Origin of the sequence: Grimontia kaedaensis (genome assembly GCF_023746615.1) — a bacterium.
GTDB lineage: Bacteria > Pseudomonadota > Gammaproteobacteria > Enterobacterales > Vibrionaceae > Enterovibrio > Enterovibrio kaedaensis.
This window is the reverse complement of sequence record NZ_CP082275.1, coordinates 824494-847812: the sequence shown is the minus strand read 5'-3', so window position 1 is coordinate 847812 and position 23319 is coordinate 824494. Positions and strand designations below refer to the sequence as shown.

Sequence of the window (23319 nt, the reverse complement as noted above, 5' to 3'; positions counted from 1 at the left end):
AGGTTAACGCGTCATACGCTGTTTTCGGATATTCAGAAGAAGCTCTGCTTCTGCTTTTGGCAGGTCACACTCTTCCATCAACTCCCGCAGGTCTGCCCCAAGCTCGACCATCTTACTGGCACGGCTGTATAGGCGACCGTCCGGGTCCTGCATTTCCATCTCGTTTTGTTTATCGAGCAACTCATCAAAGCGCTGCGATAGTTCGGCAAGTTTTTGGCTCATGCCAATGGATCCCGCGCGCAATTCGTTGAATTGCTTAGAGAGACTCTCTTGTTGCTGACGGGCATTTTTATAGAGTAGCTCCATGGCTTGAAACTTGGTTTCCAAGCTCTGACGGGCTTTCTTTTCCCGTCTTAGCATCAGCAAGGCAACCACCGCAACGCTCAAAGAAACGCACAGTGGCAGCCATTGCAACACAAGATCGAGCATTACAGCATTGCCATCTCTGACCACTCTTCATCAGAGAGTAGTTTGTTCAGATCAACCAGAATCAGCAGGTGACCATTGCGGTTGCTAACACCCTGAATAAACTTGGCGCTCTCATCGGTACCCACACTTGGTGTGGTGTCAATTTCAGATGTCTTGAGGTAAACGACCTCAGCTACACTGTCGACCATAATACCAATAACCTGAGATTCCGCTTCAATCACGATCACTCGGGTGTTGTCAGACACTTCGCCTTGGGCAAGGCCGAAACGTGAACGGGTGTCGATAACTGTCACTACGTTACCGCGCAGGTTGATAATGCCAAGAACATAGTCTGGCGCACCTGGTACCGGCGCGATTTCGGTATAGCGCAATACTTCCCGAACCTGCATAACGTTAATGCCGTAGGTTTCGTCTTCCAGCTGGAAAGTCACCCACTGCAAGACTTCGTCATTCACGTTTTCTTTTTGAACTTCAGCTACCTGAGACATTTATTTTCCTCTTTTCGTGCTGTGCTGCGTCACTTACGCCAACGCATTGGCATCAATACCCTGATTCAGCATGGCAATCAGCGCTTCGACGTGGATCAAGGCGCACATTTTTTGTTTGACTAATCCGGCCAACCAAGGCCGTTTGCCAGCTTGTTCGCGCCATCGCACTTGCTCACCATTGAGTGACTCTGTCCCGAGGAGGGCATCACACGCCAAGCCCCATTTACTGTCACCCAATATCACAATATAACTATAGTCATCGCGATGGCTGTTATCCGCTATTTTTTCCGGCATCACCCATTTGGCAGTATCTACTACATCCAACTGCTGATCCCGTTCAGTCTGGAGACCCAGATACCAGTCCGGCCTACCTATCAAGTGATTACAATCTTCGAGTTTATGAATCCCCCCCAATTCAGCCAGGGGAACGGCATATGTCACGCCAAACGACTCAAAGAACAACACCTGAAACGCATACTCGGAAGCAATGTTTTGCCAAGGTGGCGCAATGTCTTCATCAGCCTGAGTTTCTGGCTCACTAGCGGTTTCAATCTCTGTATCGACAGAATCGGTCACTTCTTCAGTAACAGTTTTCTCAGTTGCGACCACAACCTCAGGCTCGGCAACAACTTCTGCTTCTACAGCTTCTTCCACCATTGCTTGAACATCGGCTTCGACGTGTGTTTCGACAATGGTTTCAAAGACTGGCTCAACGACCGCTTCTACCTCAACGGTAGTCTCCACATCAGTTTCTACAGACACTTCGACACCCACCGCAGCTGCGGTGGCGGTATCAGTCTCGGAGACGGTTTCAGTCTCTACCTCTGTCGCTGTTTCGGTCGGCGCTTCAGTATAGGTTTCAACAGCCTGTTCGCTGCTAACGATCACTTCCGTTTCTGTCGATTCCTCGACTTCCACTTCCATGTCGTCATCAAGCTTGAGCTGACTAAGCAGTTTTTCTACCGAAGACAAGTCACGTTTGTCTTTGGTCAGCGTCGCCCCGCTGAATTTTTCAACCGGTTCCATCACCACTGGCTGAGGTTCAAGCGAAACGCACTCTTCTTCGGCTTGTGGCGTCACATCCGTGTCATGCTGCTGAGAAAAGTAATCTTCTTCCAGCAGTGCATCAAAATAGTCATCCAGCGCCTGAACACTGGATAAGGCACGGCTATCTTTCATCCTGTTCGAGTCGCTCCAGATAAGAGAGCAGCGTTTTGTAGGCAAACACGCCGCGACAGTTTTTTGCGTAATACGATGGCGGCATGTGCTTTAAACTTGCATCGCGGAATTTGGTATCAATTGGCACTGCTGACGTCCAAACCTGATCCGGGTAACGCACCTTCAGCTCTTGAAGGGTTTCAAGAGATGCACGGGTACGTTTGTCGTACATGGTAGGGACAATACAAACTTTAAAGGCTGATGCGCGGGACTTTTGCATGATCTGCAATGTGCGCACCATGCGTTCAAGGCCTTTCATTGCCAGAAATTCCGTTTGAACCGGGATAAGAATACGATTACTTGCTGCCAGCGCGTTAACCATCATGACACCCAGAATAGGTGGACAATCAATTAAGGCGTAATCGTATTCGTCTTCAAGGCATGCCAACGTTTTCTTCAGCATCAAGCCCATACCACCGCGGTTGCCCATGGCACGATCGAGCGTCGCCAGTGACATGTGCGATGGCAGAATATCGAGATTTTTGTATTCAGTATTGAGGATCAGCGGTTTAACCGTATCTCGGTTGATAGCCTGCAATTGGAACAGATCGAACAAAGTACGTGGCAACTGCTCCGAATCGTAATTCAGATAAGTTGTGAGCGACGCATGCGGATCGGTGTCGATCAGTAAGACTCGCTTGTTCTTTTCACTGAGAAGCCCAGCGAGGGTAACGGTGGTGGTGGTTTTCCCCACGCCCCCTTTCTGGTTTGCAATGCTCCAGACTATCACAGCCGCTCCTTAAACGAGGTTGAGCTCAACGAGAATACGCTCGCTGATGCGGTCCAACGGCAAGTCTTCGGTTGAAATTCCCGCTTTAGCAACAGCTTGCGGCATACCGTAAACAACACAACTATCTTCGTCCTGTGCCCATACCGTTGAGCCTTGTTGTTTCAACAATCTTGCACCGTCTCGGCCATCTGCGCCCATTCCCGTCAATACCATAGACAACACTTTGTCGTTGTAGACTTTGGCTGCAGAGCCGAAGGTTACATCCACGCAAGGCTTGTAATTCATACGGTCGCCGCCGTCAATAATTTTCACACGCGCAGCCCCCGGACGTCCATCGATCATCATCTGCATACCACCTGGTGCCAAATAAGCGGTACCGGGTTGCAGAGGATCGCCGTCCTGCGCTTCTTTTACTGATATTTTACATAGGCCATTCAGGCGCTGTGCAAAAGCAGCAGTAAAAGTAGATGGCATATGCTGGATAAGCACGATAGGCAATGGGAAATTCGCTGGCAATCCACTCAACACTTTTTGCAGCGCAACCGGCCCACCTGTCGAGGTACCAATCGCAACGAGCTGATAGCGTTTCCCGCTTGCTTTAAAACGTGCTGGTGATGATGCAGGTCTTGCAGCTGGTGCAGCAGGGACACCACCCGTCGCTGGACGGACTGGCGCGCGCGCTGTAGTAGTGGCAGTCGGCGCTGGTGCAGCCATTGCTGGCCGAGCAGCTGGAGCGGGTCTGCGCAGAAACGCGCGCTTACGAGCAATCTCGCTCACGCGCTGTTGCAGCAGGCTGACCGCTTCATCGCGGTTACGTGCGATGTCTTCGAATTTCTTTGGCAGGAAGTCGAGTGCCCCTGCATCCAACGCATCTAAGGTGGCTTTTGCCCCGTCATGCGTTAACGAAGAAAACATCAGAATCGGCGTAGGATTACTCTGCATGATCTCACGAACTGCAGTAATACCATCCATCACAGGCATTTCGATGTCCATAGTAATGACATCGGGTTTTAGTTGTGCTGCCTTTTCAACTGCGTCTTTCCCGTTAACTGCACAGTCGATGACTTGAAGGCGAGGATCCCCGTTAATAATTTCACTAACACGGCGGCGGAAAAAACTTGAATCGTCCACCACCAAAACTTTCACTGCCATGTCTTTCCTTATGATTTTATCGACCAGCGTATCGCTTCAGCAGATTCGGCACGTCAAGAATCAATGCGATGTGGCCGTCACTGGTGATGGTTGCACCCGCCATACCTGGCGTACCTTGCAACAACTCGTCCAGTGGTTTAATTACCACTTCTTCTTGACCAATCAACGAATCAACCACGAATGCGACTGGCTGGTGTCCCATCTGGATGATGACTACGTGACCAGTCTCTCGATTCGTCGAGCGACTTGGGCACAGCCAATCCTGTAGATAGAACAGCGGAATTGCTTTTTCCCGTACGATAAGCGTGAGCTGACCATCAACGGTGTTTGTCTTCGACAAATCCAGGCTGATAATTTCGTTTACGTTCGACAACGGGAACGCAAATGGATTATTACCAATACCCACCATCAGCGTCGGCAGAATTGCCAGTGTCAATGGCACTTTGATTGAGATAATGGTACCGCGGCCCAATTCTGAGTCGATAGAAATCGTGCCGTTCAGTTGGGTAATCGCAGTCTTTACCACGTCCATGCCCACACCGCGACCGGAGATATCTGAAATCTCGGTTTTGGTTGAGAAACCCGCCGCGAAGATAAGGTTGTAGGCTTCAGTGTCGCTCAGACGTGCTGCAGCATCCGCATCCATTACGCCACGTTCTACTGCGATAGAACGTAATTTCTCTGCATCCATACCACCACCATCATCTTCGATGGTCAGCAGAATGTGGTCACCTTCCTGCGAAGCTGCAAGGGTAATGGTACCTGTGCGCGGTTTGCCTTTTTCCTCACGGACATCCGGCATCTCAATACCGTGGTCAACCGAGTTACGCACCAAGTGAACCATTGGGTCCGCGAGTGCCTCAACCAGGTTTTTATCCAAGTCGGTTTCTTCGCCGCGCATTTCGAGCACGATGTCTTTTTTCAAGCTTCGCGCAAGGTCACGTACAACACGTGGGAAGCGGCCAAACACCTTCTTAATTGGCTGCATACGCGTTTGCATGACAGCGCCTTGAAGGTCAGCAGTGACAACATCAAGGTTGGTCACCGCTTTCGCCATGTTCTCGTCGTCGCTACTTGCTCCCAAGCTCACCAGACGGTTACGCACCAAGACCAGCTCGCCCACCATGTTCATGATGGTGTCAAGCGTAGACGTGTTAACACGCACAGTCTGTTCAACCTGAGGTGCAGGCGGCTTTTTGTCGTCAGCTTTTGCTGGCGGCTTAGCGGCCGGTGCAGGCGGTTTCGCTGCCGCAGGCTCAGCTTTTGGAGCTGGCGCTGGTGCAGGTTTTGGCTCTGCTTTTGGCGGCGGTGGTGCTGAAGGCGCAGGCGCTGAACCACTCGCAATTGGACTCTTACCTTTGCCGTGTAAATCGTCCAAAAGCTTTTCAAACTCGTCGTCAGTGATTTCATCACTGGCAGGGCTTTCTACAGTCGCATTTTGTGGTGGTGGTGTTGCGGCTCCCGCTGCTCCACCAGCCAGTGGACCTTTGCCTGAGCCGTGCAGATCGTCCAACAGTTTTTCAAACTCGTCATCTGTGATGTCATCACCACCGCCTGCAGCACCCGCATCGGCGGCAGGTGCAGGCGCGCTTCCGCCCGCTTGTGGGCCTTTGCCCGAACCATGTAGCTCATCCAGAAGACGGTCAAATTCGTCATCTGTAATTTCATCAACAGAATCACCAGCAATCGCTTCGCCGCCTTCAGCAGGCGCCTCAGCAACGACTTCTGGTTCAGGCTCTGGTTCCGGCTCGGGTTCTGGCGCAGGTGCAGCCGCTTCTACCGCTTCATCTTCCGAAGCAGGACGGCTGTATCTGTGGAGGGCTTCAATGAGTGCAGGATCGGCCGCAGGCACCGGTTCGCGCTCTTGCACACAAGCAAACTGCTCGTTAACGGTATCCAACGACTGGAGGATGGTGTCCATCACTTCCGGCGTTAATTCACGTCCGCCATTACGCAGATTATCAAAGATGTTTTCTGCACCGTGGCAGGTTTCAACCAGCTCGGTGAGCGACAGGAAGCCTGCACCACCTTTGACGGTATGGAAACCACGGAATATTGCATTGAGCAGGTCTCTATCATCTGGTGATTTTTCCAGGTCAACCAATTGCTCGGACAACAACTCCAAAATCTCACCGGCTTCAATTAAGAAGTCCTGGAGGATTTCTTCATCCATTTCAAAACTCATAACGCACCCCTAAAAGCCCAGGCTGGAAAGCAGATCATCGACGTCATCCTGACTTTGCATCACTTGTTTCTCTTGACGCTCTTTCTCGGAGACGACCGGACCTTCAGCCACAATGCCAGATTGCTGTTGTTCTGCTTCTGTTTCTGGTTCTTTCTGATCGTCATCCAAACCAAAGGCGGTAAGGATTTCAACCAGTTGTTTTTCTACTTCCTGCACCAATTCAATGACACGACGGATAACCTGTCCGGTTAAGTCCTGGAAATCTTGTGCCATGAGGATTTCGGTCAATTGACCGTGGAGCTTGGTGGTGTCCCCTTCAACCTGTGTCAATAAACCGTCGAGTTGGTGACACAAGTCCTTGAAGCTTGTTATGTCAATCCGCCCCCCCATGAGGTTATTCCACTGCGGACGAACCTGAGCAAGGCATTCTTGCAGGTTGTCGGCGATTGGAAGGGTCGCTTCCACTGCATCCATAGTCCGGTTCGCAGCCAGTTCCGTTTTTTCCATCACAAAGTTCAGGCGATCTTTCGCATCGGGGATCTCGCTGGTAGCCAGATCGCTGACGCGTGGATCTAAACGGAAGTTGGACAACGAGTCATGCAGTTGTCGGGTCAGTTTTCCTACCTCATTGAAGAGCGGATTGCGCACATCACTGGCAAGCTTAGCCAGTAATTCGTTCGCGCCGTCCTGATTCCCTTCTTCAAGCAAACTGACCAATTCTTTAGCTTGGTCGAGAGTTATCATCGTCTAAATAATCCTTCACTGCGCGAAGAAGAAAATCACATGCGCTCGAAAATCTTATCCAGCTTTTCTTTGAGCGTTGCGGCAGTAAACGGTTTAACGATATAACCATTCACACCAGCCTGAGCAGCTTCAACGATTTGCTCACGCTTGGCTTCTGCGGTGATCATCAGAACTGGCAGATGCTTGAGCTCATCGTCAGCACGGATGTTCTTCAGCAGATCGATACCTTGCATGCCCGGCATGTTCCAGTCAGTAACGACAAAATCAATACCGCCTTTCTTAAGGATTGGCAGTGCTGTCAGGCCGTCATCCGCTTCAACGGTGTTGTTGAAACCCAGATCTCGAAGGAGGTTTTTAACGATACGGCGCATTGTTGAAAAGTCATCAACAACGAGGATTTTCATATTTGTGTTCAAAGTGGCCTCCAGTGAGGTTCCTTATTATTGTAGAAACTTACTTTGACCAAGCGGAAAGCTTGGTCCGTAACCGCTGCATTGCCTGATTTTGTATCTGGCAAACCCGGGATTCACTAACCCCGATAATGGCCCCTATCTCCTTGAGGTTGAGTTCCTCGTCGTAATAGAGAGAGAGTACCAAAGCTTCTCTTTCAGGGAGCCCGCGGATAGCGTTCGCTAAGTGCGATTTAAAGCTGTCCCCGGCTACCTCCTCAAAGGGAAGGTTTTCGTCACGATGACTTTCAGTCACGAAAGCATCTTCTGAAACGCCTAAGTCGTCGATACCAATCAGTCGTCCTGCGTTGATGTCGTTTTGAGCTTGGTAATACTGATCCAGGCTCATACCCAGGCGTTTCGCAATTTCTTTATCGTTGGGGTCTCGCCCCAACTCGCCTTCCAGCTGTGAAATCACTTCGCTGATTTGGCGGTTATTCTTATGAACCGAGCGAGGTACCCAGTCGCCTTTGCGGATGTCATCCAGCATGGCGCCACGAATTCGGATACCGGCGTAGGTTTCAAAACTCGCTCCTTTTGTGGAGTCGTAGTTCTGTTGCGCTTCAAGCAAGCCAATCATGCCTGCCTGAATAAGATCTTCAACCTGCACATTGGGGGGCAAACGGGCTATCAGGTGGTGTGCAATGCGCTTTACCAATGTGGCGTATTGCTCAAACACCGTTTCCGTTGATGCTCCTGTCCTGCTGTAGGTGAGCACCCTATTCACTGAGGTAATCCCCCGCTGCCTCGTCTCGAACCAGCAGTCGCTCAACAAAAAACTCCAAGTGTCCGCCCGGATTGCGCGGTACAGGCCAGGTTAGAGCCTTGTTTGCCAGCGCATTCAGTGCAAGCGCAGCCGGAGACTTTGGAAATGCATCAATCACTACGCGTTGCTTCTTTACAGATTGACGCACATGCTCATCTAATGGAACACATGCTACTAATTCTAGATTAGCATTTAAAAATCTTTCTGTTACACGAGTTAATTTTGTAAATAAGTCTCGGCCTTCACGGTAGCTGCGCACCATATTGGCAACGACTTTGAATCGGGTAACGCCGTGTTCTCGGCTTAACAGCTTGATCAGGGCGTAAGCATCCGTAATGGAAGTCGGCTCATCACACACCACAATCAATACGTCCTGCGCAGCACGTGAGAAGCTCAACACCATGTCAGAAATACCGGCTGCAGTGTCCACCAGCAGTACATCGACGTCTTCTTCGAGCGTACCAAACGCCCTGATAAGACCTGCGTGTTGAGCCATGCTCAGCTCTGTCATCCCGCGCATGCCAGAAGACGCTGGTATGATCTTCATACCGTGTGGACCTTCGACAATGATGTCTTTAAGGTCGCATACGCCCTGCATAACATGGCTAAGGTTTTTACCTACACGCAACCCCAACAAAACATCGACATTGGCCAGTCCCAAGTCCGCATCCAGCACCATCACTTTTTTGCCTTGTTTGGCCATGGCTGCAGCCATACCCAAAGTGATGTTGGTTTTACCGACACCGCCTTTACCACCAGTGACAGTTATGACTTTGGTGCGAGTCGGGTTTGTCAGGCGGCGGAGGCCGCTTGCTTGATCATGCATGGTTGTCTCAATCATAAAAGTCCGCCGCATTCGACTCTGGTACATCATGACTCCAGAAATGGTTTTGCTGCTCTGAATCTTGATCCATCAGTTCACTCGCCTTGTTAACCAGGTATCTCCCACTTGCCTGGCGAATGTCCTCGGGTACACGCTGACCATCAGCCAGATAGGTAACCGGAAGGGCGTTTTCTATGGTCACACTCAATAATTCCCCCAGACTGAGGGATTCGTCCAACTTCGTCAGTACGCACCCTGAGAGGGGAATACGTCGGAAGTGATCAATAGTCTCCTGCAGCACGCGACGCTGTGAGGTCGCTGGCAATACCAGGAGGCTTCGAATATGTGAACCACTGTTTTGGATAAGAGTATCAAGTTGTTCTGAAAGCCTCAGATCTCGCTGGCCCATGCCTGCGGTATCCAATAGGATCAGTCGACGGTGACGTAACTGATACAGTATATCGGCCAGTTCGTCCGCATCTTTAGCAACTTTTACGGGGCAACCTAAAATTCTACCATAGGTTGCCAGTTGCTCATGCGCGCCGATACGGAAGGTATCCGTCGTCACAAGAGCAATTTCTTCAGGGCCGAAGTCCATTGCTGCCCTGGCTGCTAACTTCGCAATAGTCGTTGTTTTACCCACACCGGTAGGTCCAAGAAGTGCAATCACACCGCCCGACTCCAGCAAGTTTTCACTGGTGGTAATGACTTGATCTGCCACTAAATCCAGTAACTCCGACCACGCTTCATTCGGTGGGGTATCTTCGGGAATGTAACCAGCCAATTGGTCAGCCAGCACTGGGGAGATACCCATTTTTTCAAGTCGTTTGATCAACATGGCACGTAGAGGCTCTTTGCGCTCTACTTCTTGCCACATTAAACCGGAAAGTTGGTGCTCTAGCAGGCTACGAATCGTCGCCATTTCTTTGCGCATCGCTTCGATTTCTTCGTTGCCTTGACGTGCTGGCTGTCGACGAGGCTCGTTACGCAATTCAAAGCGATCATCACGACCTGGAGCACGACGGTCTTGCTCGTCACGTTTTTGACGATACAGGCGGTCGAGTTCCTGACCTTTAGCCTGTTGCTGCGAGCGTGAGAAACCGTTTTTGCCGTTATTGATTGCGCCATTACGATTGCCATTACTCTGACCGTTTTGCCCATTATGACCATTAGGACGACGGGCTGGCGCAGCACTGTAAGTATTTTCGCTTTGACGGGCACGAGCGTCATTTTGACGTGCTAACAGCGCACTCAGCGAATCAGCCTCTTGCTGTGGCTCATCGGAAGTGTTGCTTTCCGGCAGCTGTGATTGGTAACGATCGAGCAAGCTTGAGAACTTGCTGCCCAGCGCACCACCCAGTGGCTTTCTGGCTGCCTCTTTGCTGATGTCACGGCGTAAGTGCACAGTGTCGTCAGCCAGTCGGCGTGTTTGTTGGGCGCGGTCCATGTTTTGCGCCATCTGCGTTCTCGCCGCTTCCTTGCGCACATCACGGGTTGGTGCGTCAGTATCTACTGCCGCCACGATTTCGACACCGCCAGTCACTTTTTTGTTGGACATGATGACAGCGTCCGCGCCGAGTGCTTCTTTCACTTCGGCCAGCGCTGTTCGCATGTCTTTGGCAAAAAATCGTTTAATCTTCAAAATCGTCGTCCTGAGTTACTGATGTCGCAACATCAGTTGCCAACCGCTCTTACAATTCTTATTTGTTTTTCATCCGGCACTTCCTGATAAGACAGGACTCGCAGTGACGGAATAGTATTTTTTACAAACTTGGCCAGTGTTGAACGAAGTACCCCTGAAGTCAGTAGGACTGCTGGCTCACCTTGCAATTCCTGATGCTGGGTCGCTTCTGACAGACTCTGTTGTAGCCTTTCTGCCAGCCCCGGTTCGATACCGGTCGATTCACCACCTGACGCCTGCATTGTTTTATGCAATATCTGTTCCAGTTCAGGAACCAAAGTGATAACAGGCAATTCTGACTCTACCCCATTGATTTCTTGAACAATCAGGCGTCTGAGCGAAATTCGCACAGCGGCAGTAAGAATGTCGGGATCTTGACTCTTCGGCGCGTACTCAGACAGTGTTTGTATAATAGTTCGTACATCACGAATAGGAATCGCTTCATTGAGAAGGTTCTGCATCACTTTCACCACAGAGCCCAGTGAAATGAGGTCAGGTATCAGGCCTTCCACTAGTCGAGGTGACTGCTTAGCCAGCATATCTATGAGGTTCTGAGCTTCTTCATGGCCGAGCAAGCGCTCAGCGTTGTTAGTCAGCATCTGGCTCAAATGAGTTGCCAGTACAGTCGCAGAATCCACGACCGTATATCCAAGTGCCTGGGCATGTTCACGCTGTGATTTTTCAATCCACACCGCTTCCAACCCAAACGCCGGGTCCACCGTGCCTTCGCCATCTACTGGGCCAAACACTTGACCTGGATTTATCGCCAGTTCTTTGTCAGGACGGATATCCGCCTCGCCGACCGCCACTCCCATCAAAGTGATGCGATAGCTGTTCGGTGGCAATTCCAAATTGTCACGGATATGAACCGGTGGGATAAGAAAACCAAAGTCTTGTGATAGCTTCTTACGCACGCCTTTCACGCGGTCAAGCAGTTCGCCACCCTGGTCGCGGTCAACCATTGGAATAAGGCGATAGCCGACTTCGAGACCAATCACATCTACAGGCTGCACATCATCCCAAGACAGCTCTTTCGGCTTAGGCGGTGCAACTTCTTTTGTGGGAGCTTCTTCAGCTTCTTTCTTGGCTTTAGCCTGCTCTTTGGTTTTCCAATAAGCGAAGCCACCGCAAACAAGCGCCAGCGTCAAAAATGGAATGTGTGGCATACCAGGGACAATGCCCATCACGGTCAAGATACCCGTCGCGATAATAAGTGCGCGTGGGTTGTCTACGAGTTGGAAGACCAGCTGCTGACCCATGTCTTCGTCAGTGTTCTGACGGGTCACCATGATGGCAGCGCCAATCGACAGCAAGAGCGACGGGATTTGTGCCACCAGACCATCACCGATAGTCAGCAGGGTGTAGATTTCAATGGCGTCTGAAAAGCTGACGTCATGCTGAATCATACCGATGGAAAGACCGCCGATAATGTTAATCGCCAGAATCAAAATACCGGCGATGGCATCACCTTTAACGAATTTTGACGCACCGTCCATCGAACCATAGAAATCTGCTTCTTTGGTGACTTCCTGACGGCGGGTGCGCGCTTGATCCTGATTAATCAGACCTGCGTTCAAATCCGCATCGATAGCCATCTGCTTACCTGGTAAGGCATCAAGAGTAAAGCGTGCGCTTACTTCGGAAATACGGCCTGCACCTTTGGTGACAACCATGAAGTTGATGATCATCAGGATAAGGAAGACCACCAGACCAACAGCGTAGTTGCCACCGATAACCACTGAACCAAAGGCATCGATAACCTGTCCTGCAGCACCTGGCCCTTCATGGCCATGAAGCAGTACTACACGAGTGGATGCGACGTTCAGCGCCAGACGCATCAGGGTCGCAATCAGCAATACGGTTGGAAATGCCGCGAAATCCAGCGGTCTACGGGTGTAAACAGTAACCAGCAGCACGACCAAAGAAAGGGCAATGTTAAAAGAGAACATCAGGTCGAGCAGCAATGGCGGCATCGGCAGCACGACCATCGCAAGGGTTGAGAGTACGAGGAGCGGCGCACCAATCGCAGGGAATGCAGACCCTCGCTTGAATGGAATCTTGTCCTGTACCTTGTCGTAGAACGGCAAAGAAAGCTTCATGTGTCGTTATGTGTTCTTCTGGGCTTAATCACTGACTCCTCAGAAGCAAAAAACGAACCAGTTTTACTGCACTTATTAATCAATGAGTTATTGTTAGCACATGGTCAAGTATCACATCAGCGACGTAATTCCGGCGGTATTGGCAATTGCTGATCGGCGAGCGGATTAGGTTTACGCCCACGTCCTTTCTTGTACTGCTTCAACTGGAACACATAGGCGAGCAACTGGGCGATCGCCGTAAACAAGCCATCTGGGATCTGTTGTTCCAGTTCAGTACTGTAATACACAGCACGGGCTAGCGGCGGTGCTGGCACAATCGTGATGTCATGCTCAGCGGCAATTTCACGGATTTTAAATGCGAGGAAGTCTGAACCTTTGGCGACTACCACTGGCGCTTTGTCGATTTTACTGTCGTAACGAAGCGCAACCGAGTAGTGCTCCGGGTTGGTGATAACGACGTCTGCAGATGGGACTTCTGCCATCATACGCCGCTGGGCCATTTCGCGCTGGAGCATCCGGATCCGCCCCTTAACTTCAGGCTTACCCTCGGTTTCTTTGTATTCGTCTTTGATTTCCTGCTTGGTCATCTTGAGCTGTTCATTGTGCTGCCAGATTTGGAACGGCACATCTATCGCCACCACCACAAGCAATGAGCAGCAAATCAGCAGCACGAAATTCATCAGAATCTCAAGCGCGTGATAGAGGTTGGTCGGAAAGGTTTCGATGTTCAGTTGGTAGAAGTCATCGAGACTTACCCACATCAGATAGAAAGCTACACCGGACACCAGCGCCACTTTCAGAATGGATTTGATAAGCTCGACCCAGCTTTGCTTGCCGAACATCCGTTTGATGCCCTGCAACGGACTCATTTTGGACAATTTAGGCCTTGCAGCTTCCCAAGAAAAGGAGACACCACCCAGCGCGGAAGCACCGATCAAACCGGCAATAAACAACATCAGCAGTACAAAGGTGATCGGCCAGACAATATGAAATATCGCCCCATAAGAAATCAGGCCCAGCGAAGTGACATCAAAAATCTCCTCACGCGTGAGCGTAAAGAGTTTTCGCATCATCTCCATCAAGGCTTTGCCAAGACTTTCTCCAAACCACATCAATGCAATTGCGCCCACTACGAGCACGGCGACTGATGCCAGTTCTCTTGAGCGCGGTACCTGACCTTTCTCCCGCGCCTGCTGTCGCCTTCGGGGCGTGGCGTCTTCTGTGCGTTCCTGACCGTCGTTCTCTGCCATCAGGCACCTCCACCTACTGTGCAGTCGAGACGGATAAGGTCACAGATAGTATTCAGTCCTGTGTCCCAGTGATTCAGGTAATGCGGCAAAATTCCGTTGAGCAGATACATACAGATCATCAAACCCACCAGCAACGCAAATGAGAAACCGAGTGAGAAAATATTTAGCTGGGGTGCGGCGCGGGTCATCACACCAAACGAAAGGTTCACCGTGAGCAAGGCGATAATCCCTGCCAGTGCCATTCCAAGTGCCACGCTGAACATGATGCCAAACCAGCTTGCCAGCGCACGGTAATCCGCCACACCGAGCATTTCACCCACTGGCAGGGTTTTAAAACTCATCACCACTAAATTGAGCATTTGTAGATGCCCATCGGTAGAGAGGAAGATCATGGTCGCCACGAAAAGATAAAACTGACCCAGCAAGGGCGTGTTCTGACCATTGGCCGGATCGACCATAGAAGCAAAACCCAAGCTCGACTGCATACCGATGATTTGGCCAAGCAGCACAAAGGTCTGGATGACAAACTGGGTCACTGTGCCCATCGCAATGCCAATCAGGATTTGTTGCGCCAATACCACAAAGCCACCAAAAGAAACCAACTGGATAGTTTCAGGCACTTGAGGAAGCGCGGGCATCACCGCAAAGGTGATAGCAAGAGACAGATACAGACGGATGCGAACCGGCACAAAACGGGCACCGAAAAACGTCATCGTCATCATCATTGATGAGATGCGCGTAAACGGCCAGAAGTACTGTGCCAGCCAATTAAGAATGATATCTGCCGGGTATTCCATGTTTGATGCTCAGTCAGTAAAGCAGCAGAGGTATTTCTTCAATCAAGCGGAAGAAATACTCCATCAGCATGCGTGTCATCCAATGGCCGAAGAACATCAGCGCCACCAGTGTCGCAATCAAACGTGGCAGAAAACTCAGGGTCTGTTCGTTAATCGAGGTAGCTGCCTGGAAAATCGCCACCAGCAAACCGACGATAAGACCGGGGATGATAATGGCGCAAACCATGACCAAGATGAGATACAGCGCATCCTGAAATAGTTCGACAAAAGCTTCTGGTCCCATGACTCACTCCTACCCGAAACTGCCTGCGAGGGTCGATAGGATAAGGTTCCAACCGTCCACCAGCACAAACAACATCAGCTTAAATGGCAAAGACACGATCATTGGCGAGAGCATCATCATACCCATCGCCATCAGTACCGAGGCCACCACGAGATCGATAATCAAAAACGGCAGGAACAGCATAAAGCCTATCTGAAAGGCAGTTTTTAGCTCTGACGTAATAAATGCAGGGATAAGCACTGTCATCGGTACTTCTTCCGCTTCTGTCACTTGCGAGCCAGACATGTTCACAAAGGTTTCGAGATCTTTAACTCTTGTCTGTTGCAACATAAACTCACGCAATGGTACCTGAACGCGGTCAAACGCTTCGCGGGCAGTAATTTCCTCATTGAGATAAGGTTGAACCGCCGCGACATTCATTCGATCAATCACAGGCGACATGATGAAGAAGGTCAGGAACATGGCGATACCGATGATCACCTGGTTTGATGGCGTCTGCTGCAGACCCATGGCCTGACGCAGAATGGCCATCACAACCACGATACGGGTAAACGAAGTCATCAGAATAACGATCGCTGGCAGGAAGCCAAGCGCCGTCATCAACGCCAAGATCTGCAAAGTGACCGAGTAGTCCTCGCTGCCATCCGGGTTTACGGTCATGGTCAGTGCTGGAATGCCACCACCATTTCGTGCCTGGATCATCGAGGCTTCACCCGCATCGTTAATCAGGGTTTCAGTAATAGTTTCTGACGCTGGCGCTGGCTCTTCTTCAGCCAGTGCAAATGGGGGGACAAAAAAGCAGCAAAGCGCCAGAAAAATGGCAGTGACGGATTTAAGACGCATCATTTTTCTTCAGGATTTGGTTGAATTGGGAAGAGAAAGATTTCGTGGATTCCGAATCAGTAATCGGGTTTTCCAACGATTTTATCAGTGTGATTTGCTGGGACGTGACACCAACGAGTACCTGTTCACCATTTACATCGAGCACCACAACACGTTCTTTCTGGCCCAAAGGAAGCTGGCTAACCACTCTAAGACCAGATTTCGCCCCCATCAGCGAAGGCACCTGCATGCGTTTGAGCGCCCAGGCCAAGCCGAAAATCACACCAATCACCAGCACTAACGCTCCAAGAGTCGTCGCCAGGTCTTGACCATCCGGTGCGGCCGCGTAGGCGCTTGGGGCAAACATCAATCCAATTGCAGCTCGTCGCAGGAATACCATGAACTCTCTTTCTCAGCCTGTGTTTTCGGGTAATACACCCCATTAAGCAAAATCCAGGCCTAAAAAAACGCCCACCGCAAAGCGGCAGGCGTCTTCAATAAAGCAAGTAAAGAGTTTGTCGTTAACGTAGCTTTTTGATTCGTTCTGTTTGGCTAATTACGTCAGTGAGTCGGATACCAAATTTGTCGTTTACCACAACAACTTCACCGTGGGCGATCAGAGTACCATTCACCAGTACATCCAGCGACTCACCCGCCAGACGGTCCAGCTCGACGACCGAGCCCTGGTTCAATTGAAGCAGGTTACGAATGTTGATATTGGTACGGCCCACTTCCATGGAAATCGTTACCGGAATATCAAGAATCGCATCCAGCTTCCGGGCTTCATCCGCGTTGATTGGCGGCGTTTCATCCACCAGCTCATCCAGCGGGGCAGTCTGTACGTCATCACCGCCTTCTACTTCAGCCTGTTCGGCAAGCGCTGCAGCCCAATCGTCTTCTACATCACTCATGATTATCTACCAACGTATTAGTTATTCATCCGATTCTTTGTCACTCAAATCTTCGAGCAGCTCAATCGGGTCGTCTTCCAACAGGGTGACATCACTCTTCATCACTTCAGGACGTTTGAGCTTGTCAGTAATCTTTATTGCCAGATTGTCGTTTGACTGTCCCATCTTACCGCGGAATGTCGGCAAATCTTCGATGTAAACAGTACAGGCATCCGGCATTTTTACGGGGATCACATCACCCGCTTCCAATTCCATCAAATCGCGCAGCGACAGAGACGTTTCCAGCAATTTGGCTGTCAATCCCACTTCCACATCCATTACCTCGTCTTGCAGCGCTTTCGACCAGCGCTTGTCAGTATCCATCTTGTCACTCTGGATACCGGCATCGAGCAATTCACGGATTGGCTCAACCATGGAGTAAGGCATGACTACGTGGAAGTCACCACCACCACCATCAAGTTCGATGTGGAACGAGCTCACAACAATCACTTCTGTCGGGCTCACAATATTCGCCATAGCCGGATTCACTTCAGAGTCGAGGTATTCGAACTCAACCTTCATGACCGGCGCCCAAGCGTCTTTGTAGTCTTCAAATATCAGCTTAAGCAGCATTTGAATGACACGACGCTCAGTTGGGGTGAATTCACGGCCTTCGATACGCGCATGGAATCGGCCATCACCGCCAAAGAAATTCTCTACCAAGATGAACACAAGGCGCGCTTCCATTGTCACCAGTGCGGTACCTTTCAGCGGGCGGAAGCGAACCATGTTCAAACTGGTCGGTACAAATAGTGTGTTTTGGTATTCGCCAAACTTCACCATCTGTACGCCGTTAATTGACACTTCAGCCGTTTTGCGCAGCATATTAAACAAGCTGATGCGCATATGTCGTGCGAATCGCTCGTTTATCAGCTCCAGGGTGGGCATTCGCCCACGGACGATACGGTCTTGTGAGGAGAAGTCAAAATTCGAGGCCGAGGCGATATCGCCGCCACCGCCGCTGCCGGAATCCTGTTCCTCTTCTTCAACGTCGTCTACACCATGAAGAAGCGCATCAATTTCGTCTTGACTGAGGAGATCGGTCACATTGCACCTATTGCATTACAAAGCCAGTAAATAACACCCGCTCAACCACTGTTTTGCCGGTGACTTTTTCCATTGCAGCCTGAACGGTATCGACAGCCTGCTTGCGGACTTCCACCTGTCCTTGCGGCGTGCGCAGTTGCTCAACGGTTGCAGCCCCGAACGTTGTCAGAAGGCTATGTTCAACCAGAGGTAAATTCTGCTTCGCCAATGTCTCATTTTGATCGCCACGCACCATCAGCTGCACTTTTACCTGTACTAACCGCTGTTGCATGTCGCCAGTTACGTTAAACACAAAAGGCTGCGGCAACGTAACGTAAATAGCTTGAAGGTTCACCGGTTCAGGCTCTTCAATCACGATATCTTCCTGCGGCGCGCTATCGCCGCCCATCAGGAAGAAGAAAGCACCTGCACCACCGCCGAGTAACAACACTGCCGCCACGATGATAATGATCAGTTTCTTTTTACCGCCACCACCGCCGCCAGCTTCAATATCTTCATCTGCCATGATTCACCTCAGTTAGGGTTTAATTCGATTTCCAGTTTCAAAACAAGCGCAGCAAGAATGCTACATTAAGCATAATAGTCAACACGATCTTTTGGTGTGTTGACGTAGAGATCATGGTTTGTCACAGAGTGATCTGCGTCTTGTTCATCGCCTCGTCCAAACCCGGAGGAATGACCTTGTCCGTTCTGTCCGCCCTGACCTTCACCTTGTTGGGCTTGGTTCCCGGCAAAAGACTGTCTGCCACCTGAATCTTGATGCTGTACCGAAGACTGCGCCAGTTGCAGGCCTTGTTGCTGCATCATTTCACGAAGACGTGGCATGGACTGTTCCACCAGATCTCTCGCCGCCTGATTCGCTACCGTAAACTGCACTGATGCCTGATCGCTGTTTACTGACAGTTTGATTTGCAGCCTGCCAAGCTCTGGCGGGTCGAGGCGAATATCAACATGCTTGAGGTTTTTCGACATCATCATGTTGACGCGTTCAGACAAGGCATTCGCCGCTTCTGTCTGGTTCTGACTCATTTGCAACGGCGTCTGTGCAGCTGCGGCATCAAGTTTAGCTGCGGTTGCACCTGCTTGCTGACCAAAGCTAGATGCCAGTTGTTGTGCCAAATGATCGGCTTTTACTTCAGTGCCCGGGCGAGTTGTTTCTGTCGGCTGCTGAGCTGCAGTGGCTTCTAACACAGCCTGACTTGCCGCAGGTTGAGGTTGATTAGCGCCATTTTGCATTGCCGCTGGCGTCCAAGGTATAGCGGCAAACGCTGACATTGGAGTCGTTGGCTGGGTTTGCGGATTCACTGCCGCCTGAACCGCAGAGGCGGCTTGACTCATGTTTGCCTGAGCAGTGGGGATTAGCCCTTTCGCCTGCAGTTCTGCCGCAAGTGCTTTATCTGGCTCACCATTCATTGTCGATGCTGCAGCCATTTGGGCTCGCATCATCATATCCTGCTGCGCTTTTGTTCCCGCCCACTCCGGAGACTGACTTGCTTTCGCCATCATTTCTGGTGTGATTTCCACGTCACCATTTGCCGCTACCATTGAAGCTGCCTGAGCCATTACCGGCGCTGCAACAGTCGGTGTGTCAGGTTGTATTTCTTGTGCTGTCGATGCACGAAGGGCATCCACTGCGGCAATCAGCTCTGCGTCGCTCAAAGGTTTCGTTCCCGCTTGTGTGACACCACTTTCAGGTAACACATCCAGAGAGCCTTTTTCCGCTGTGACGATCAGTTGCTGGATAACAAGCTTTTCTTCGTCAGTCAGAAGGTTAACAGGCTTGGAAAGCAAAGCATCTACTTCGGCTTCCACTGCCTTATCCAAAGGAGGCTTAGCCATATCAGAGGGGAGCTTTCCGTCAGATTGACGGGTAGCGGCTTTTAGTTCTGCTTTCGGTGCCTGAGCCTGCAATGCCAGTGCGGCTTTTACCTCTTCAGGCAAGGCTTCACTGTTCTTGGCTTGTTGCGGCAAGCTTTTGCCATCAGCCTTTACTGCTTCTACCTGGGCCACTTTCAGCTCTGGTGAAGCCTCTTCTGGCTTGGTCTGAAGCACTTGATTGGATTCATTCAATCGTTGAAGCAGGACTTCACCGTCCTGTTTAGCAACCTGTTGGCGATTCGCGATACTTTCATCACCACTATCAATCGCTTTTGTGGCTTTCAGGACTTCAGCATCTGACTTACCATCAATAGCAGGCTTAACGGCGACTTCTTCACCATCTGCGTCAAAAATTCCTTCATCCAGCGCCAACTTTTCGGCATCTTCACCTTCAGCGCTTGCCAGTGATTTTGTCAATGCGGCATTAATTGCCTTTTCACTGGCAGCATCGCCTTCTGTAGCAACGGCTTTTTCACCTGACACGGCTTCGGCTTCACCGTCACCAGAAACCAGCTGTGCCAGTTGAGCGAAGAAACCTTCTCCTTCACTTTCAGACACTTCTGGAGACATGACAGCTTTGCCTTCGCCCATTGGCGCTTTGCTGTTTGATAAACCGGAAAGTAAGAAACTGGTTTGGCTCATAATTATCCCGCTTCAGATTCTTTGTCGTTTAACGCCGGAAACCTTGTCCGGCAACGTGTTAGAAAGGTAAAAGCAATTATTAGGCCAAAATACTAGAACGAGGATTTCTGACGGGTGTATATCAAGGTGGCGAACTCATCCATCTGCTTTTGCTCCAGACGTTCAGCCCGCATTTTTGCTTCCTTCTGGCGCTTTTCAACCAGCCACTCCAGCGACTTGGTCTTTTGACGACATTGTTGCCAATGCTCGCGGCACTGCTCAACATTGTCTTCAAAATCCATTGCCGCCTGGCGCTGTTTTGCCAGTGTTTCATCAAGTTGGACGATAAAGCGGTTAAGGTGGCCATAGCTACTGGCGCTCAAACCAGCCTGTCCACGCTCGGACATCTGGCGAAAGTAGTCCAAACGATATCGCTCAATTTGCTCGACCTGGACATAGTAGCTTTGCAGCTCCTGCTGAGCGGCAACCAGAGCCAAATGCGCCTGATGCTCCTGCTCTTTAGCTTGGTCGATAAGAAGGTTCATTGCTGCTTCTGACATGATTCACCTATTGGAGGGTCGAACGCAGCATGTTGACGCACATGTCATACGGCACCACGTCTTTCATACCCTGTTGCAGGTACATATCCAAACGTGGCTTGAGGGTGAATGCTTGGTCAATCGCCTGATCGGTGCCCGGTTTATACGCACCGATTGACACCAAATCCTGATTTTTACGGCAGACGGAAAGCACTTGCCGCACCGCACGCGCCATCAGCATATGCTCATCATTCACGATATTTGGCATCACGCGACTCACAGAGCGTTCAACGTCGATCGCCGGATAGTGCCCGGCATCTGCCATTTCGCGGGAAAGCACGATATGACCATCGAGAATCGCTCGTGCAGCATCTGCAATCGGGTCCTGCAGATCATCGCCTTCGGTCAAGACGGTAAAAAATGCGGTAATTGAGCCCTGCCCTTCGTTACCATTACCAGCACGTTCAACCAGCGCTGGCAATTTAGCGAAGACTGAAGGCGGGTAACCTTTAGTGGCAGGCGGCTCACCAACAGACAAAGCAATTTCACGCTGCGCCTGAGCGAATCGAGTCAGTGAGTCCATGAGAAGCAGGACATCCAGACCCTGATCACGGAAGAACTCTGCGATAGTGAGTGCCGTCTGACATCCTTTCAAACGCATCAAGGGTGATGCATCGGCAGGCGCTGCAATCACGACGGAGCGTTCACGGCCTTCCTTACCAAGGATTTCATCAATGAACTCTTTAACCTCACGACCACGCTCACCAATCAAGCCAACCACAACCACCTGTGCAGTCGTGCCTCGCGTCATCATGCCGAGTGTCACCGATTTACCGACACCGGAGCCAGCAAACAGACCAATACGTTGGCCTTTGCCTACGGTTAGCAGGCCATTAATGGCTTTGATGCCAACATCCAATGGCGTATCAATGGGCTTTCTTGCCAATGGGTTGATAGCAGCAGGCGTGAAAGGAGCCGTTTGTCCGGTAAAGATATCCCCTAAACCATCCAGAGGATTACCAACACCATCAATCACACGACCAAGCAATTCGAGGCCAACAGGAATACCTTGTTCGCCAACCATTGGAGTCACGCGTGCCCCAGGTAACACACCGGAGATCTGCTCGCTTGGCATCAAATACAGAGTTTCACCAGAAAAACCCACCACTTCAGCTTCAATCGTGCCGTTGAGGGTTTCGACTTTACAAAGGCTACCAACCGGGGCGCGACAACCAATGGCTTCCAGAGTTAAACCGACGACTCGTACCAGCTTGCCCGAGGCAACCGGACGCGTGGAAAGATTATCGGTTTTTAGCGTGGCAAGTCGCTCAGACAGGCTGACCATCGTCATCTCCTGCCTGAACATCTACGTCAGGGATTTCTTCGACTGCAGATTCTGCATCTTGTGCAGGCTCAGCAGCAGATGCGATTACGTCTTCATCCTGAGGTTCAAACGAAGGCTCCTCAGGCTGCTCAGGCATATCGCCTGTCACTACTTTGTCAGCCCCCAGAAGGACATCCGAACCCAAACCATCAACAGGTGGTTCAGGCTCTTTCGTCATGTTTTGCCCAGCAAAACGGATCAACATTTCACGAATGCGATCTTCCATGCGGTAATCCACCACAGAATCTCCGCATGCGACCTGAATATCACCTCGATTGATCGCTGGCTCAGCAATCAATCGCCATTCGCGATCGCGCAGTGACTCCATGCTGTGAGCAGTAGTCACCACATCCAAATCTTCAGGGTGGAGGTAGATAGTTATTTGACGGCCGGTCATTGGCAGCGCATTCACGGCTTCGCGAAGGGTGTTTAAAATCACCTGAGGGTTAGTTTGAACTTCAGTCTGAATCACCGCTTTAGCAAGATGCAATACCAATTCGACCACTTGATTCTGAACTTGGTGGTCAACCTGCTCCAACGGGAAAGCAAGTTTGGAAAGCATGGCATCCAGGTGATGGCAGCGATTTTCAATCAGCTGCTGGCCCTCTTCCATGCTTTGCTGGTAACCTTCTTCTTTACCCGCTTCGAATCCTTCTGTTTTGCCTTCTTCAAAGCCAGCCTCTTTACCTTCAGTAAAGCCCGCTTCGCGGCCTTCTGCCATGCCCTCTTCAACAGCAGACTGGCGGATTTGCTCCAACGAGTCAGCGGTAAGCATGGAAAGGTCAAGCTCCGGCTCCTGATCTTCTTCGAGAAGCTCAGAAGGTTCCCAGCCCGGATCGTAATTCATCGCCGTATCACGCGGCGGCGCGTTGGACGGATCGTAATTTGGAATATCCCAACGCTCCAGAACGCCTTCTGGCTGCTCGCTTGCACGAATATATCCGCGACGACGCTCTAAGCTCATGTTTCTACCTTATAAAACTC

24 protein-coding genes are annotated in these 23319 nt (G+C 50.8%); all 24 read right to left on the bottom strand.

What is annotated here, in order from left to right:
• Positions 1–3: 3 nt before the first annotated feature.
• Positions 4–429 carry a DUF2802 domain-containing protein gene (locus K6Q96_RS04135; protein ID WP_251878008.1) on the bottom strand — a complete coding sequence of 142 codons (426 nt, stop codon included), beginning with the start codon at positions 427–429 and terminating at the stop codon, positions 4–6.
• Positions 429–917 carry a chemotaxis protein CheW gene (locus tag K6Q96_RS04130; protein ID WP_002537841.1) on the bottom strand — a complete coding sequence of 163 codons (489 nt, stop codon included), beginning with the start codon at positions 915–917 and terminating at the stop codon, positions 429–431. The genes K6Q96_RS04135 and K6Q96_RS04130 overlap by 1 nt, the downstream gene beginning before the upstream one ends.
• A gap of 33 nt (positions 918–950) precedes the next feature.
• Entirely contained in the window at positions 951–2096 is a 1146-nt protein-coding gene (locus tag K6Q96_RS04125) for a chemotaxis protein CheW (protein WP_251878006.1), read from the bottom strand.
• Positions 2086–2865, bottom strand: coding sequence for a ParA family protein (locus K6Q96_RS04120; protein ID WP_251878004.1), 780 nt, complete (start codon positions 2863–2865; stop codon positions 2086–2088). The genes K6Q96_RS04125 and K6Q96_RS04120 overlap by 11 nt, the downstream gene beginning before the upstream one ends.
• A gap of 9 nt (positions 2866–2874) precedes the next feature.
• Entirely contained in the window at positions 2875–4017 is a 1143-nt protein-coding gene (locus tag K6Q96_RS04115) for a protein-glutamate methylesterase/protein-glutamine glutaminase (RefSeq protein ID WP_251878002.1), read from the bottom strand.
• A 16-nt stretch (positions 4018–4033) separates the two neighbouring features.
• On the bottom strand, positions 4034–6202 hold the full coding sequence (locus tag K6Q96_RS04110; RefSeq protein ID WP_251878000.1) for a chemotaxis protein CheA: 2169 nt from the start codon (positions 6200–6202) through the stop codon (positions 4034–4036).
• A 9-nt stretch (positions 6203–6211) separates the two neighbouring features.
• Positions 6212–6946 carry a protein phosphatase CheZ gene (locus tag K6Q96_RS04105; protein WP_062662976.1) on the bottom strand — a complete coding sequence of 245 codons (735 nt, stop codon included), beginning with the start codon at positions 6944–6946 and terminating at the stop codon, positions 6212–6214.
• Between the two features lie 35 nt (positions 6947–6981).
• Positions 6982–7350, bottom strand: a complete 369-nt coding sequence (gene cheY, locus K6Q96_RS04100) for a chemotaxis response regulator CheY (protein ID WP_002537850.1) — start codon at positions 7348–7350, stop codon at positions 6982–6984.
• Positions 7351–7399: 49 nt separating this feature from the next.
• The gene (locus K6Q96_RS04095; protein WP_251877998.1) at positions 7400–8122 is read right to left on the bottom strand and encodes an RNA polymerase sigma factor FliA; all 723 of its coding nucleotides are present in this window, start codon (positions 8120–8122) and stop codon (positions 7400–7402) included.
• Entirely contained in the window at positions 8115–9002 is an 888-nt protein-coding gene (locus K6Q96_RS04090; protein ID WP_062662978.1) for a MinD/ParA family protein, read from the bottom strand. Before K6Q96_RS04090 ends, K6Q96_RS04095 begins: the two co-directional genes overlap by 8 nt.
• Positions 8995–10626, bottom strand: coding sequence for a flagellar biosynthesis GTPase FlhF (gene flhF, locus K6Q96_RS04085; RefSeq protein ID WP_251877996.1), 1632 nt, complete (start codon positions 10624–10626; stop codon positions 8995–8997). The genes K6Q96_RS04090 and flhF overlap by 8 nt, the downstream gene beginning before the upstream one ends.
• Positions 10627–10658: 32 nt before the next feature.
• Positions 10659–12764 (bottom strand): flagellar biosynthesis protein FlhA, encoded by a 2106-nt coding sequence (gene flhA / locus K6Q96_RS04080; RefSeq protein WP_251877994.1) that lies wholly within the window; start codon positions 12762–12764, stop codon positions 10659–10661.
• Between the two features lie 116 nt (positions 12765–12880).
• On the bottom strand, positions 12881–14014 hold the full coding sequence (gene flhB, locus K6Q96_RS04075; RefSeq protein WP_251877992.1) for a flagellar biosynthesis protein FlhB: 1134 nt from the start codon (positions 14012–14014) through the stop codon (positions 12881–12883).
• Positions 14014–14811 (bottom strand): flagellar biosynthetic protein FliR, encoded by a 798-nt coding sequence (gene fliR / locus K6Q96_RS04070; RefSeq protein ID WP_251877990.1) that lies wholly within the window; start codon positions 14809–14811, stop codon positions 14014–14016. The genes flhB and fliR overlap by 1 nt, the downstream gene beginning before the upstream one ends.
• A 13-nt stretch (positions 14812–14824) precedes the next feature.
• A complete protein-coding gene (fliQ, locus tag K6Q96_RS04065; protein ID WP_251877988.1) occupies positions 14825–15094 on the bottom strand; it encodes a flagellar biosynthesis protein FliQ in 270 nt (89 codons plus the stop codon).
• Between the two features lie 9 nt (positions 15095–15103).
• The gene (gene fliP, locus K6Q96_RS04060) at positions 15104–15937 is read right to left on the bottom strand and encodes a flagellar type III secretion system pore protein FliP (protein ID WP_251879583.1); all 834 of its coding nucleotides are present in this window, start codon (positions 15935–15937) and stop codon (positions 15104–15106) included.
• The gene (gene fliO / locus K6Q96_RS04055) at positions 15927–16316 is read right to left on the bottom strand and encodes a flagellar biosynthetic protein FliO (protein WP_251877986.1); all 390 of its coding nucleotides are present in this window, start codon (positions 16314–16316) and stop codon (positions 15927–15929) included. Before fliO ends, fliP begins: the two co-directional genes overlap by 11 nt.
• 121 nt (positions 16317–16437) lie before the next feature.
• On the bottom strand, positions 16438–16827 hold the full coding sequence (gene fliN, locus K6Q96_RS04050; protein ID WP_005506661.1) for a flagellar motor switch protein FliN: 390 nt from the start codon (positions 16825–16827) through the stop codon (positions 16438–16440).
• Positions 16828–16848: 21 nt separating this feature from the next.
• Positions 16849–17913, bottom strand: coding sequence for a flagellar motor switch protein FliM (gene fliM / locus K6Q96_RS04045; protein WP_251877985.1), 1065 nt, complete (start codon positions 17911–17913; stop codon positions 16849–16851).
• Positions 17914–17920: 7 nt separating this feature from the next.
• Positions 17921–18418 carry a flagellar basal body-associated protein FliL gene (gene fliL, locus K6Q96_RS04040; RefSeq protein ID WP_062662987.1) on the bottom strand — a complete coding sequence of 166 codons (498 nt, stop codon included), beginning with the start codon at positions 18416–18418 and terminating at the stop codon, positions 17921–17923.
• A 65-nt stretch (positions 18419–18483) separates the two neighbouring features.
• Entirely contained in the window at positions 18484–20433 is a 1950-nt protein-coding gene (locus K6Q96_RS04035; RefSeq protein WP_251877983.1) for a flagellar hook-length control protein FliK, read from the bottom strand.
• 92 nt (positions 20434–20525) lie between these two features.
• On the bottom strand, positions 20526–20972 hold the full coding sequence (fliJ, locus tag K6Q96_RS04030; protein WP_251877981.1) for a flagellar export protein FliJ: 447 nt from the start codon (positions 20970–20972) through the stop codon (positions 20526–20528).
• A 7-nt stretch (positions 20973–20979) separates the two neighbouring features.
• On the bottom strand, positions 20980–22296 hold the full coding sequence (gene fliI / locus K6Q96_RS04025; RefSeq protein WP_251877979.1) for a flagellar protein export ATPase FliI: 1317 nt from the start codon (positions 22294–22296) through the stop codon (positions 20980–20982).
• Positions 22280–23299: a flagellar assembly protein FliH gene (gene fliH / locus K6Q96_RS04020; RefSeq protein WP_251877978.1), complete on the bottom strand. Its 1020-nt coding sequence runs from the start codon at positions 23297–23299 to the stop codon at positions 22280–22282. Before fliH ends, fliI begins: the two co-directional genes overlap by 17 nt.
• Positions 23300–23319: the final 20 nt, after the last annotated feature.

What these genes read in the sequence shown, in the direction of transcription:
- K6Q96_RS04135 (WP_251878008.1), bottom strand. Translation starts at nt 429, where the DNA reads ATGCTCGATCTTGTGTTGCAATGGCTGCCACTGTGCGTTTCTTTGAGC.
- K6Q96_RS04130 (WP_002537841.1), bottom strand. Translation starts at nt 917, where the DNA reads ATGTCTCAGGTAGCTGAAGTTCAAAAAGAAAACGTGAATGACGAAGTC.
- K6Q96_RS04125 (WP_251878006.1), bottom strand. Translation starts at nt 2,096, where the DNA reads ATGAAAGATAGCCGTGCCTTATCCAGTGTTCAGGCGCTGGATGACTAT.
- K6Q96_RS04115 (WP_251878002.1), bottom strand. Translation starts at nt 4,017, where the DNA reads ATGGCAGTGAAAGTTTTGGTGGTGGACGATTCAAGTTTTTTCCGCCGC.
- K6Q96_RS04110 (WP_251878000.1), bottom strand. Translation starts at nt 6,202, where the DNA reads ATGAGTTTTGAAATGGATGAAGAAATCCTCCAGGACTTCTTAATTGAA.
- K6Q96_RS04105 (WP_062662976.1), bottom strand. Translation starts at nt 6,946, where the DNA reads ATGATAACTCTCGACCAAGCTAAAGAATTGGTCAGTTTGCTTGAAGAA.
- cheY (WP_002537850.1), bottom strand. Translation starts at nt 7,350, where the DNA reads ATGAAAATCCTCGTTGTTGATGACTTTTCAACAATGCGCCGTATCGTT.
- K6Q96_RS04090 (WP_062662978.1), bottom strand. Translation starts at nt 9,002, where the DNA reads ATGATTGAGACAACCATGCATGATCAAGCAAGCGGCCTCCGCCGCCTG.
- flhA (WP_251877994.1), bottom strand. Translation starts at nt 12,764, where the DNA reads ATGAAGCTTTCTTTGCCGTTCTACGACAAGGTACAGGACAAGATTCCA.
- flhB (WP_251877992.1), bottom strand. Translation starts at nt 14,014, where the DNA reads ATGGCAGAGAACGACGGTCAGGAACGCACAGAAGACGCCACGCCCCGA.
- fliR (WP_251877990.1), bottom strand. Translation starts at nt 14,811, where the DNA reads ATGGAATACCCGGCAGATATCATTCTTAATTGGCTGGCACAGTACTTC.
- fliQ (WP_251877988.1), bottom strand. Translation starts at nt 15,094, where the DNA reads ATGGGACCAGAAGCTTTTGTCGAACTATTTCAGGATGCGCTGTATCTC.
- fliP (WP_251879583.1), bottom strand. Translation starts at nt 15,937, where the DNA reads ATGCGTCTTAAATCCGTCACTGCCATTTTTCTGGCGCTTTGCTGCTTT.
- fliO (WP_251877986.1), bottom strand. Translation starts at nt 16,316, where the DNA reads ATGGTATTCCTGCGACGAGCTGCAATTGGATTGATGTTTGCCCCAAGC.
- fliN (WP_005506661.1), bottom strand. Translation starts at nt 16,827, where the DNA reads ATGAGTGATGTAGAAGACGATTGGGCTGCAGCGCTTGCCGAACAGGCT.
- fliL (WP_062662987.1), bottom strand. Translation starts at nt 18,418, where the DNA reads ATGGCAGATGAAGATATTGAAGCTGGCGGCGGTGGTGGCGGTAAAAAG.
- K6Q96_RS04035 (WP_251877983.1), bottom strand. Translation starts at nt 20,433, where the DNA reads ATGAGCCAAACCAGTTTCTTACTTTCCGGTTTATCAAACAGCAAAGCG.
- fliJ (WP_251877981.1), bottom strand. Translation starts at nt 20,972, where the DNA reads ATGTCAGAAGCAGCAATGAACCTTCTTATCGACCAAGCTAAAGAGCAG.
- fliI (WP_251877979.1), bottom strand. Translation starts at nt 22,296, where the DNA reads ATGGTCAGCCTGTCTGAGCGACTTGCCACGCTAAAAACCGATAATCTT.
- fliH (WP_251877978.1), bottom strand. Translation starts at nt 23,299, where the DNA reads ATGAGCTTAGAGCGTCGTCGCGGATATATTCGTGCAAGCGAGCAGCCA.